At 55.9% G+C, this 12,016-nt stretch carries 13 protein-coding genes and 1 pseudogene; 11 read left to right on the plus strand and 3 right to left on the minus strand.

All coding sequences use genetic code 11. The features are described 5' to 3' along the window. Nucleotides 1-73 precede the first annotated feature (73 nt). Entirely contained in the window at nucleotides 74-601 is a 528-nt protein-coding gene (gene gntK, locus IM273_RS10405; protein ID WP_045260947.1) for a gluconokinase, read from the plus strand. Between the two features lie 3 nt (nucleotides 602-604). Then, nucleotides 605-1,945, plus strand: coding sequence for a gluconate transporter (gene gntU, locus IM273_RS10410; RefSeq protein ID WP_045260946.1), 1,341 nt, complete (start codon nucleotides 605-607; stop codon nucleotides 1,943-1,945). 103 nt (nucleotides 1,946-2,048) lie between these two features. On the opposite strand, the gene plsB is transcribed toward gntU, so the two are convergent. Then, entirely contained in the window at nucleotides 2,049-4,469 is a 2,421-nt protein-coding gene (plsB, locus tag IM273_RS10415; RefSeq protein WP_028015161.1) for a glycerol-3-phosphate 1-O-acyltransferase PlsB, read from the minus strand. A gap of 154 nt (nucleotides 4,470-4,623) precedes the next feature. Between plsB and IM273_RS10420 the strand changes: the two genes are divergently transcribed. The 5 genes and pseudogenes from IM273_RS10420 to IM273_RS10435 all read left to right on the plus strand — a co-directional run bounded on the left by IM273_RS10420 (nucleotide 4,624) and on the right by IM273_RS10435 (nucleotide 7,440). Continuing rightward, nucleotides 4,624-4,992 (plus strand): diacylglycerol kinase, encoded by a 369-nt coding sequence (locus tag IM273_RS10420; protein ID WP_014830281.1) that lies wholly within the window; start codon nucleotides 4,624-4,626, stop codon nucleotides 4,990-4,992. A 108-nt stretch (nucleotides 4,993-5,100) separates the two neighbouring features. Further along, on the plus strand, nucleotides 5,101-5,709 hold the full coding sequence (gene lexA / locus IM273_RS10425; protein ID WP_028015162.1) for a transcriptional repressor LexA: 609 nt from the start codon (nucleotides 5,101-5,103) through the stop codon (nucleotides 5,707-5,709). A 63-nt stretch (nucleotides 5,710-5,772) separates the two neighbouring features. Next, a complete protein-coding gene (gene dinF, locus IM273_RS10430) occupies nucleotides 5,773-7,110 on the plus strand; it encodes an MATE family efflux transporter DinF (RefSeq protein ID WP_193051631.1) in 1,338 nt (445 codons plus the stop codon). After that, nucleotides 7,107-7,181, plus strand: a pseudogene (locus tag IM273_RS22725) (hypothetical protein); the annotation flags it as partial. The gene dinF and the pseudogene IM273_RS22725, both read left to right, overlap by 4 nt. Before the next feature lie 49 nt (nucleotides 7,182-7,230). Further along, nucleotides 7,231-7,440 (plus strand): CsbD family protein, encoded by a 210-nt coding sequence (locus IM273_RS10435; RefSeq protein WP_014882139.1) that lies wholly within the window; start codon nucleotides 7,231-7,233, stop codon nucleotides 7,438-7,440. 48 nt (nucleotides 7,441-7,488) lie between these two features. On the opposite strand, the gene zur is transcribed toward IM273_RS10435, so the two are convergent. Beyond that, entirely contained in the window at nucleotides 7,489-8,001 is a 513-nt protein-coding gene (gene zur, locus IM273_RS10440; RefSeq protein ID WP_028015164.1) for a zinc uptake transcriptional repressor Zur, read from the minus strand. A gap of 115 nt (nucleotides 8,002-8,116) precedes the next feature. On the opposite strand from zur, the gene IM273_RS10445 reads away from it, so the two are divergent. The 4 genes from IM273_RS10445 (at nucleotide 8,117) to pspG (ending at nucleotide 11,546) form a co-directional block, all read left to right on the plus strand. After that, nucleotides 8,117-8,605: a cupin domain-containing protein gene (locus tag IM273_RS10445; protein WP_045260944.1), complete on the plus strand. Its 489-nt coding sequence runs from the start codon at nucleotides 8,117-8,119 to the stop codon at nucleotides 8,603-8,605. Nucleotides 8,606-8,830: 225 nt separating this feature from the next. Beyond that, a complete protein-coding gene (gene traF / locus IM273_RS10450; protein WP_153657273.1) occupies nucleotides 8,831-10,090 on the plus strand; it encodes a conjugal transfer protein TraF in 1,260 nt (419 codons plus the stop codon). Nucleotides 10,091-10,172: 82 nt separating this feature from the next. Further along, nucleotides 10,173-11,168, plus strand: coding sequence for a tRNA dihydrouridine(20/20a) synthase DusA (gene dusA, locus IM273_RS10455; RefSeq protein WP_126327278.1), 996 nt, complete (start codon nucleotides 10,173-10,175; stop codon nucleotides 11,166-11,168). A gap of 135 nt (nucleotides 11,169-11,303) precedes the next feature. Then, complete coding sequence (pspG, locus tag IM273_RS10460) at nucleotides 11,304-11,546, plus strand: envelope stress response protein PspG (RefSeq protein WP_028015168.1); 243 nt, start codon at nucleotides 11,304-11,306, stop codon at nucleotides 11,544-11,546. Between the two features lie 184 nt (nucleotides 11,547-11,730). Here the strand turns inward: pspG and IM273_RS22410 are convergent. Next, on the minus strand, nucleotides 11,731-12,016 hold a 286-nt coding region (locus IM273_RS22410; RefSeq protein ID WP_226857935.1), incomplete at its 5' end, for a zinc-binding dehydrogenase.

Consider the following 12,016-nt stretch of genomic DNA (forward strand, 5'->3'; position numbering starts at 1 on the left):
TGCTTCTCTTTTGCCCCAGCAGGACAATGTTACCGATAACTGTTACCCGTAACAATTGACTGAGGGACACCCTTTGAGCACGACTAATCACGATCACCACGTTTACGTCCTGATGGGCGTGTCCGGTAGCGGTAAATCTGCCGTGGCGAGCGAAGTGGCGCATCAACTTCAGGCTGCGTTTCTTGATGGTGACTTCCTCCATCCGCGCAGCAACATCATGAAAATGGCCTCCGGCGAACCGCTGAACGATGACGACCGCAAACCGTGGTTGCAGGCGCTGAATGACGCCGCGTTCGCGATGCAGCGCACCAACAAAGTTTCCCTGATCGTCTGCTCCGCGCTGAAAAAAACCTACCGCGACCTGCTGCGCGACGGCAATCCGAACCTCTCTTTCATCTACCTGAAAGGCGATTTTGGGGTGATTGAAAGCCGTCTGAAAGCGCGTAAAGGCCACTTCTTTAAAACCCAGATGCTGGTGACGCAGTTCGAAGCGCTTCAGGAGCCGGGTGAAGATGAAAAAGACGTCTTAGTGGTTGATATCGATCAGCCGCTGGAAGGTGTTGTAGCCAGCACCATCGAGGTCATTAACAAAAGGCAGTAAGTTTTGAGTACATTAACGCTAGTTTTGACAGCAGTGGGTTCGGTATTGCTGCTGCTGTTTTTAGTGATGAAGGCGCGTATGCACGCCTTCGTTGCTTTGATGGTGGTTTCTATTGGTGCAGGTCTCTTTTCCGGTATGCCGCTCGACAAGATCGCCGCGACGATGGAAAAAGGGATGGGAGGCACGCTGGGCTTCCTGGCGATTGTGGTCGCGCTGGGCGCGATGTTTGGCAAGATTCTGCATGAGACGGGCGCGGTCGACCAGATTGCCGTCAAAATGCTCAAATCCTTCGGGCACAGCCGCGCGCACTACGCGATTGGCCTGGCCGGTCTGATTTGCGCACTGCCGCTGTTCTTCGAAGTGGCGGTGGTGCTGCTCATCAGCGTCGCCTTCTCCATGGCGCGCCATACCGGCACTAACCTCGTGAAGCTGGTCATTCCGCTGTTTGCGGGCGTGGCGGCGGCTGCGGCGTTTCTGCTGCCAGGGCCGGCGCCGATGCTGCTGGCCTCCCAGATGCACGCCGATTTTGGCTGGATGATCCTGATTGGCCTGTGTGCGGCCATCCCGGGGATGATTATCGCCGGTCCGCTGTGGGGCAATTTCATCAGCCGTTACGTTGAGCTGCACATCCCGGACGACATCACCGAGCCGCACCTGGGCGAGGGCAAAATGCCATCCTTCGCCTTCAGCCTGTCGCTGATCCTGCTGCCGCTGGTGCTGGTGGGCCTGAAAACCATCGCCGCGCGCTTTGTGCCGGTCGGTTCTACCGCCTACGAATGGTTTGAGTTCATCGGTCACCCGTTCACGGCGATCCTGGTGGCGTGCCTGGTGGCGATTTACGGCCTGGCGATGCGTCAGGGCATGCCGAAAGACCGCGTGATGGAGATCTGCGGTGCCGCGCTGCAGCCTGCGGGGATTATCCTGCTGGTGATCGGTGCTGGCGGCGTTTTCAAGCAGGTGCTGGTGGATTCCGGCGTGGGCCCGGCTCTGGGTGAAGCACTGACCGGAATGGGCCTGCCGATTGCGGTAACCTGCTTCGTGCTGGCTGCGGCGGTGCGTATCATTCAGGGTTCCGCCACCGTGGCATGCTTAACCGCCGTGGGTCTGGTGATGCCGGTGATTGAACAGCTGAACTACTCCGGTGCCCAGATGGCTGCGCTGTCTATCTGCATCGCGGGCGGTTCGATTGTCGTCTCGCACGTTAACGACGCTGGCTTCTGGCTGTTCGGCAAGTTTACTGGCGCGACCGAAGCGCAAACGCTGAAAACCTGGACGCTGATGGAAACCATCCTCGGCACGACGGGTGCGATTGTCGGGATGATTGCCTTTACGCTGCTCAGCTAAATGCAATGATTTAACAAGGCAAAAAAAGGCCCGGTAGCGTCAGCGCTTACCGGGCCTTTTTTATTATCCAGGGCATCAGGCCGGGCCATAACCCGGCATTGTGTTACTCGCCCTGCGTCGCGCTCTCAATCGTCAAGCGCACATCCGACGTAATCAGTTCAGCCAGCATCTGGTAAACCTTCAGCGTCTCTTCCGGCTCGGCATCGCCCGTATCGCTGATGAAGCCTTCATCACGCAGCGTCAGTACCAGCGAGCTGAATACCGCCTTGTCGAAGAATTCCGGGGCGTTAATGCCGTGCAGAACGGACAGGCGCTGCGCCAGCGTCCGGCTCTCTTTCTCCAGCGTGCCGCGGTTGATGGACGGGTTCGCGCTTAGCAGCCAGAACGTAATGGCGTAGCGCTGCAGCGTTTCGCGCGCACCGGCCGCCAGCAGTTGCAGGGTACGGGAGCGTGACGGATTGATGTGCAGCTCGTCGTTCGCAACGGTGATCAGCCCCTGACGGCGCAGCTCTTCCGTCAGTTTATCCAGCTCAACGGCCAGCTCTTCCTTGCTCCAGCGCAGGAACAGCTCCGCTTTAAGCATCGGGTAGAGCGTCTCAACGTGGCGCAACAGCTCCTGACGTGAAATACGGCGATGCTGGGTGATAATGGCCGCCATGAGCGACGGCAGCATCAGCATATGAGCGATGTTGTTGCGGTAGTACGTCATCAGTACGGCCTGCTCGCGCGGCAGAATGATGATATCGCCGATCGTATCTTTCTCGACTTCGAACTTGTTCATCTGCAGCGCGTGATCGATAAGCTCGCTGGCGGTAGCAGAAGGGGCTGTCGAATCAACCGAGTACGGCACGTTGCGCATCATGTCCAGATAGCAGTCCAGTTGCTCCGTGAGCTGTTCACGGGTCAGGGAACGCTGACGTGAAGCCAGCAACGCCGTACAGCACAGGTTCATCGCATTGGCCGCACCGGCGTTGTTAATGCGCACCATCAGCTCGGACGCGATACCGTTCACCGTTGGCGTCAGCCAGGCCGGACGCACCGCTTCGATAGGATCGATAGACTCGCGCCAATCCGGAACATGATGGTTCAGATACGTCATCAGCGGCATCGGCTCGCCAAAGTTTACGTAGCCCTGACCCAGGTTGCGTAACTTGCTCAGGCCGCGCAGCATCTGCGGCAGGCTCTCTTTCTCTTTGGTCGCGCCGCGCAGCTCTTTCGCGTAGGTGCCCACTTCCATCACGTGCTCATAGCCAATGTAAATTGGCACGAGCGTGATTGGTCGCGTACCGCCGCGCAGCATCGCCTGAATGGTCATCGACAGCGTGCCGGTCTTCGGATCGAGCAGACGACCGGTACGGGAGCGCCCGCCCTCCACGAAGTACTCTACGGAGTAGCCGCGGCTGAACAGCTCGCCGAGATACTCGCGGAACACGGTGGAGTAGAGCTTGTTGCCCTTGAAGGTACGACGAATAAAGAACGCACCCAGGCGGCGGAAAATCGGGCCTGCTGGCCAGAAGTTCAGGTTAATACCGGCTGCAATGTGCGGCGGTACCAGTCCCTGGTGATAGAGCACGTAGGAGAGAAGCAGGTAGTCCATGTGGCTGCGGTGGCAGGGGACATAGACAATCTCATGACCATCGTGCGCCAGCTGACGCACGCGCTCAGCGTTATGCACGTTGATGCCCTGATACAGGCGGTTCCAGGTAAAGCCGAGAATACGATCGGACAGGCGAATCATCTCGTAAGAGAAGTTCGCGGCAATCTCTTCCATCAGCGCAATGGCGTTCTGCTGGGCTTTCTCATGGGAAATTTTCTTGCTGCGCGCTTCGTCTTCAACGGCGCGGGCGATCGCTTTGGAGGCCAGCAGCTTGTTGAACAGGTCCTGACGCGCCGGAAGACGTGGCCCTACGGCCGCCAGGCGCTGACGGGCGAAGTGCATACGTGCCACGCGCGCCAGTTTTTGCGCGATGATCTTGTCAGTGCCGTGCTCGTCCGCCATTCGGCGAAGGGAGACGGAAGGGGAGAAGCGCACAAAGCTGTCGCGTCCCAGCCAGGAGACCGCGAAGAACTTCTGGATGCCGTTAAGCATGCGCAGCGGCGGGTTCTCTTCGCCTTTTTCGCGGCCCGGACGGCGACCAAACATCACCGATACCGGCACCATCTGCACATCCAGGTCAGGATTGCTGCGGTGCAGGTCGAGATAGTCGTGGAACAGCTTGATGGACTCTTCTTTCGGTGTGTAATAGGTAAACACGCGCGGCCCGCCGTGAATGAACACGTAGCGCGGCAGCAAAGTGCCGTCAACTTCCAGTGGTTCAAGCGGATCGGGTAAATCATGCGCCAGACACTGGGCACGGAGCGTTAGCAGGTCTGCCTTAGAGTTATAAGGCAAAACGTACATAATAGGGCGCGACGTATCGAGCCCCAGTTCCAGCGCGGGTTCTGCTGGGATAGACTTGCTTTTTACCAGTATGCTTAATGGTAAATTAAGTAATTTGTAGTAAATTCGTGGCCAGCCGGACATAAACGATGTAAAGCCTCTGGTTAATAATGCAATTGCGGCGCAAGGATAACAGAAAGCGCGCAAAATTTCTGTTGTTACCCGTCATACTTCAGGCGGCAGCGAAACGCGCTGCAGCTCCTGTTACTGACGCTCTTTTTTAAAAAAGGTTCTTTTAATGGCCAATAATACCACTGGGTTGACGCGTATCATCAAAGCCGCCGGCTATTCATGGAAAGGTTTCCGTGCCGCGTGGGTTAATGAAGCTGCTTTTCGCCAGGAAGGTGTCGCCGCTATCGTCGCGGTTATCATCGCCTGTTTCCTTGATGTAGATGCCATTACCCGCGTGCTTCTCATCGGTTCCGTACTTCTGGTGATGATAGTGGAAATTCTCAATAGCGCTATTGAGGCCGTGGTCGACCGGATCGGCTCTGATTTTCACGAGCTCTCTGGCCGCGCGAAAGATATGGGCTCCGCCGCTGTCCTGCTGGCGATTATCACCGCAGCCATTACCTGGGTCACGCTGCTTTGGTCACATTTCCGATGATGCTCGAGGAATAATTAAGTCCCTGGTTTTTTGTGCAGTTTTTGGTTCCAAAATCGCCTTTGACTGTATATACTCACAGCATAACTGTATATACACCCAGGGGGCGGAATGAAAGCATTAACGACCAGGCAGCAAGAGGTGTTTGATCTCATTCGGGATCATATCGGCCAGACGGGTATGCCACCCACGCGTGCGGAAATCGCGCAGCGTCTGGGTTTCCGTTCTCCGAATGCTGCCGAGGAACACCTGAAAGCGCTGGCGCGTAAGGGTGTGATTGAGATTGTGTCAGGCGCGTCGCGTGGTATCCGCCTGCTGGTGGAAGAAGAGACGGGCATTCCGCTGATAGGCCGCGTTGCCGCAGGTGAACCGCTGCTGGCACAACAGCATATTGAAGGTCACTACCAGGTCGATCCTGGTATGTTCAAGCCGAGCGCTGATTTTCTGCTGCGCGTTAGCGGGATGTCGATGAAAGACATCGGCATTCTTGATGGCGACCTTCTGGCCGTTCACAAAACGCAGGATGTGCGAAACGGCCAGGTGGTGGTTGCGCGCATTGATGACGAAGTGACCGTTAAGCGCCTGAAAAAACAGGGTAACACCGTTCAGCTGTTGCCCGAAAACAACGAGTTCACCCCGATTGTGGTCGACCTCCGCGAACAGAGCTTCTCTATTGAAGGTCTGGCTGTTGGCGTGATTCGTAACGGCGAATGGCTGTAATCTCTTCCTGACAGGCTACGCTTCCGCTGTAGCCTGCTTCATTTACCCTTCCCGGTATCTCTCATGTCACTGCTGACGGCATCTGATAAGGCATTGTGGCGTCTTGCCCTGCCGATGATTTTCTCCAATATCACCGTGCCCTTGCTGGGTCTGGTCGATACGGCCGTTATTGGTCATCTCGATTCCCCTGTTTATCTTGGCGGCGTGGCGATTGGCGCGACGGCAACCAGCTTTCTGTTCATGCTGCTGCTCTTTTTGCGTATGAGCACCACCGGGCTCACCGCACAGGCGTATGGTGCGAAAGATCCGTTACGTCTGGCGCGTGCGCTGGTGCAGCCGCTGATCCTGGCGCTTGGCGCGGGGGTACTCATTGTTTTACTGCGCACGCCCCTGATAGACGTTGCGCTCCATGTTGTTGGTGGCAGCGAGGCGGTACTGGAGCAGGCGCGTCGCTTCCTGGAAATCCGCTGGCTCAGCGCGCCCGCTTCGCTGGCAAACCTGGTTCTGCTGGGTTGGTTACTGGGTGTGCAATACGCCCGTGCGCCAGTGATTTTGCTGGTCGTGGGAAACCTTCTCAACATTATGCTCGATCTCTGGCTGGTGATGGGCCTGCATATGGACGTGCGCGGGGCGGCACTGGCGACGGCGATTGCCGAATACGGAACCTTACTCATTGGGCTGTGGATGGTCTGGCGCGTGCTGGCTCTGCGCGGGATATCCCTCGCAATGCTGAAAACCGCATGGCGCGGCAATATCCGTAAACTGCTGGCGCTCAACCGTGACATCATGCTGCGCTCGCTTCTGCTACAACTCTGTTTTGGCGCATTGACGGTTTTTGGTGCCCGTCTTGGGCCTGAGATCGTCGCGGTGAATGCGGTCCTGATGACATTGCTGACGTTTACCGCCTACGCGCTGGACGGCTTCGCCTACGCCGTTGAGGCGCATTCCGGGCAGGCGTACGGCGCGCGGGAAAGTGGGCAGCTTAGGGACGTCTGGCGGGCAGCCTGTCGACAAGCGGGACTGGTCGCGCTGGCGTTTGCACTCATTTATGCCTGTTTTGGCCGTGACATTATTGCATTACTCACTTCGATCCCGGCTTTACGTGAACTGGCGGACCACTACATCGTCTGGCAGGTGATCTTGCCGGTGGTGGGGGTGTGGTGTTATCTGCTGGACGGCATGTTTATCGGTGCGACGCGCGGAGCGGAAATGCGCAACAGTATGGCGGTTGCGGCGGCGGGGTTTGGTTTGACGCTGCTGACGCTTCCGTGGCTGGGTAATCACGGTTTGTGGCTGGCGCTTGCGGTCTTTCTCTCACTGCGCGGCCTCTCGCTTGCCTTTATCTGGCATCGCCACTGGCAAAATAATACCTGGCTTCCTTCCCGTCACGATATATCGTGACGGTTAAAGATTCCGAATATGAAATCAACTGCCGAATCCTCAACTACAATTATTATCACGTCCAGCAGAAAAGAACGTAACGGACGTTACGACCCGACGCTTAACTAAGAGGACACGATGATGAATAAAGACGAAATCGGCGGCAACTGGAAGCAGTTCAAAGGTAAAGCGAAAGAACAGTGGGGTAAGCTGACTGATGACGATATGACCGTCATTGAAGGCAAGCGCGATCAGCTTGTCGGTAAAATTCAGGAACGTTACGGCTACGCGAAAGACCAGGCGGAAAATGAAGTCAAAGACTGGGAAACGCGTAACGATTACCGTTGGTAACGCTGAATAACCCACAGAGGCGGCTTAAGAGCCGCCTTTCTTTTGCTGCTAACGCGGCTTTTTCTTTATCAGAATTGAGTGGTCGTGCTGACATGCATCCTGATGCCGACAGGCTTCCACCTCAACGCATGCAGAACACAGCCCGTGCGCTTCAATCACGTTATGACGCAGGGCAAAACCCATTTTTGCCGCCAGCGTGTGCATAATGTCCTCTACGCCTTCCGCTCCCTCTTCTTTCACTACGCCGCAACGATCGCAGATAAACATGGCCGATGTATGCGTTGGCTGATCGAAAAGATGGCACAGGACATAGCTGTTTGTGGATTCGACTTTATGCACAAACCCTTGTTCCAGCAGGAAATCCAGCGCGCGATATACCGTGGGCGGTTTAGCCTGCGGCTCGCTTTCGCGGAGCAGGTCGAGTAGATCGTAGGCGCTGATCGCCCCCTGTTGCAGGCTCATCAGGCGCAAGACTTCAAGGCGCTGCGGGGTCAGGCGCACATTGCGTTGCGCGCACAGCTTTTCGGCCTGCGCTAACAGCTCTTTTGTGGACTTATCCATTTAGCACCTCGGATGTTCTGGGAAGTAAAACCCTCACTTTATCATGTTCTGGCAAAAACACCGATATCCGCCAGGCTGTGCTATACCTGACGCATCGCAAACCGGGAATGTAACCATGAAAAAACCAGACTGTATCAAGCACTGGCGCGACGTAGAAGGGCCAGATGACGCCACCTACCCCGACAGTAACGAGCTTTTTTCCATCGGATCGCCGCTGGCGCGCAGCCTGGGCCTCAGGCGTATAGGCATTCATCATGAACGTTTACCGCCGGGGCGTCGGACGTCCTATCCCCATGCGGAAAGTGACGAAGAAGAGTTTATCTACGTGCTTGAGGGCTATCCTGAAGCCTGGATTAATGGCTATTTGTGGAAACTCGAACCCGGAGACAGCGTGGGCTTTCCCGCCGGAACGGGGGTGTGCCACACCTTTATCAACAACACAGAGGAAGAGGTTCGGCTACTGGTGGTGGGGGAGGCCAACAAGAAGCACAACCGCATCTACTATCCGCTTAACCCGGTTTATGCCGCCACGCGGGAAGATCGCTGGGTAGACCATCCGCCACAGTTTTTTGGGCCGCACGATGGAAAACCTGGGAAAAAATAATTTCCTCTTCTATAAATATTGAGGGCCGTCACAAATTACAACAGGCCGTAAGGAAGTTTTACTTAGGGAATGAATTAGCGGGTCTTTTTATCTTTATTCACAGCAATAGTTCGCGCCTGTTTGGGGGATAACAGACAGGGGTTATTTCATAACAGACTATAAGACGGGCATACTGTGAAAAAACATTTTAAATTTTCGGTGGTTAGCATCGCTGTCTCCTTGTTTATGGCAAATCAGGCGGGAGCAGCCAATACCTGGACAGAATCACGTAGCGACGCGATGGGGGGCACCGGCGTTGCTTCGGGCAATTATGGTAGCGGGGCGTTAATTAACCCCGCGCTGCTGGCAAAGGCAAAACCGGACGATGACGTGACGGTCATTTTGCCGTCCGTTGGGGTGCAGGTAACGGATGAGGATAATCTTCAGGATGAGATTGATACCATCAACGACAAAATCAATCACTATAAGGATGTGGTTGATAACCTTACGCCAATCGAGGTTATTACTAATCCGTTAGGCTCCATCAACCAGTTCCAGGGCGCGGCCAAAGATCTGGCCGATGAGCTGGACTATCTCAAGGGCAAAACCGCTCGCGCGACGGCAGGAGCAGGCCTTGCCGTGAGTATCCCTAACGATGTGCTTTCCGTGGCCTTTATGGCGAAAGGGTACGCCCATGGCCGGGTAAGTTCGTCTATCGACCAGCAGGATATTGATTATCTGCGCGGTATTCAAAGAAGCAATCTGGTGGCTGCCGGCGTTGCCCTGGACGCTGCGCTGAACGGCACGGACCAGATCACTAAAAACCTCAACTCAACGGCGTCCGGTCGGGCGGCGATTATCTCCGACTACGGTATTGCCGTTGCCCGCCAGTTTGACCTTGGCGGCGTTCCGGTTTCCGTGGGCGTGACGCCAAAACTGCAAAAAAGCTGGATCTATAACTACACCACCTCGATCTACGATTACGACAGTAATAAGTGGAACGATAGCCGCTACCGTACAGACGATACCGGCTTTAACGTCGATGCCGGTATTGCCGCTGATTTTGGCGAAAACTGGACGGTCGGCGTGAGCGGGCAAAACCTGATGTCGCGCGATATCGACACCAAAGATATCCGCATCCGCAACGGGCGTACGGGGGAAGTGGTGAGCTATAAAGACACCTACCAGATCCGTCCGCTGGTGACTGCGGGCGCTGCCTGGCACAACGATCTGGTGACCCTGACCGCCGATGGCGATCTGACCGAAACCAAAGGCTTTAAGAGCGAAGATACGTCGCAGTATGTTGGGGTCGGTGCTGAAGTGACTCCGCTGAGCTGGCTGGCGGTGCGTGCCGGTTATCGTGCGGATATGAAAGGGAACGACAGCAACGTCTTTACCGGCGGTGTCGGTTTCGCGCCGTTCAATACCGTTCATGTTGACCTGATGGGCCTGTATGGCGAGGACGAAACCTGGGGCGCAGGGGCTCAGCTGAGCATGACGTTCTAAAGTACACCGGAGGCGCTGCGCCTCCGGCTTTTCTTTGTGCTATAGTAGCGCCCCTTTTCCACCAGATGCTTAAAACTTCGCCATGTCGTCAGAACACCAGACCGCTTTCCCTGCACACCGTTTCTCCATTGCGCCGATGCTCGACTGGACGGACAGACACTGCCGCTACTTCCTGCGCCAGCTCTCCCGCCATACGCTGCTGTACACCGAAATGGTGACCACGGGCGCAATCATCCACGGGAAGGGCGACTACCTGGCATACAGTGAAGAAGAGCATCCGGTTGCGCTGCAGTTGGGGGGCAGCGATCCGGTCGCGCTGGCCCAGTGCGCAAAGCTGGCGGAAGAACGCGGCTACGACGAGATCAACCTGAACGTCGGCTGCCCTTCCGACCGCGTGCAAAACGGCATGTTCGGCGCCTGTCTGATGGGCAACGCACAGCTGGTGGCGGACTGTATCAAGGCGATGCGCGATGTAGTCTCCATTCCGGTGACGGTCAAAACCCGTATCGGCATTGACGACCAGGACAGCTACGAATTCCTGTGCGATTTCATCAATACGGTGTCAGGGAAAGGCGAGTGTGAGATGTTTATCATCCACGCCCGCAAAGCCTGGCTTTCAGGCCTTAGCCCGAAAGAGAACCGTGAGATCCCGCCGCTGGACTACCCGCGCGTGTACCAGTTGAAACGTGATTTCCCGCACCTGACGATGTCAATCAACGGCGGCATCAAGTCTCTGGAAGAGGCCAAAGCGCACCTTGAACATATGGATGGCGTGATGGTCGGGCGCGAGGCGTATCAAAATCCGGGCATTCTGGCGACCGTCGACCGCGAAATCTTTGGCGTTGCAGGCGCAGACACCGACCCGGTTGCCGTCGTGCGTGCCATGTACCCTTACATTGAGCGCGAGTTGAGCAATGGTACCTATCTTGGCCACATCACCCGACATATGCTTGGCCTGTTCCAGGGTATTCCGGGCGCACGCCAGTGGCGTCGCTACCTCAGTGAGAACGCGCATAAAGCCGGTGCCGATATTGAGGTGCTGGAACATGCGCTGCGGCTGGTGGCGGATAAGCAATAATTTCGCTAAAAGATCGTCAAATTCACCACGCCCTGCGAATCCTCGCGGGGCGTTTTGCTTTAAGAACAATACGTTAGCTTTGGCATGATTCTTGTAATGATTGCAGCATCATTCGGGAACTCGTGGGAGAGCACCATGCTTGAACTACTTTTTGTGATTGGCTTTTTTGTCATGCTGATGGTCACGGGCGTTTCGCTGCTCGGCATTCTGGCCGCGCTCGTTGTGGCCACGGTGGTTATGTTTATCGGCGGATTATTTGCCCTGACGATCAAACTGCTGCCGTGGCTGCTGCTGGCTATCGCCGTGGTGTGGGTAATACGGGCGATTAAAGCGCCAAAACTGCCGACTTATCAGCGCAATAACCGCTTCCGTTACTAAGGTATTGAGGGGTTCGTCACATACTTGTAACTTTTCCGGCAGCATGGCTTAGAACAGAATAGGATTTACTTATCGAATCTGTCACTATGGCTGCCGCTACAGAATTCATCGAGCTGTACCCTACATACAGCCGAACTAAAAAAAGAAAGGGCTTCCCACGGGAAGCCCAATTTCTTTTTGGGGGTCAGGGAATTAGCAAACTTGAACCCTGCGTCGCCCGGCTTTCCAGCACCTCATGCGCACGCTGCGCATCGGTTAGCGGGTATTTCTGCGCATCCGCCACATCCACCTTAATCACGCCGCTGGCTATTAGCGAGAACAGCTCGTTGCTGGCTTCCTCCAGTTCTTCCCGGTTGGTGATGTAACCCTGCAAAGAAGGGCGCGTCACGTACAGCGACCCTTTCTGATTCAGAATGCCGAGATTGACGCCGGTGACAGCGCCTGAGGCGTTACCAAAGCTCACCATCAGC

It is taken from the genome of Enterobacter cloacae complex sp. P13B, assembly GCF_014895915.1.
Classification (GTDB): Bacteria; Pseudomonadota; Gammaproteobacteria; order Enterobacterales; family Enterobacteriaceae; genus Enterobacter; species Enterobacter bugandensis.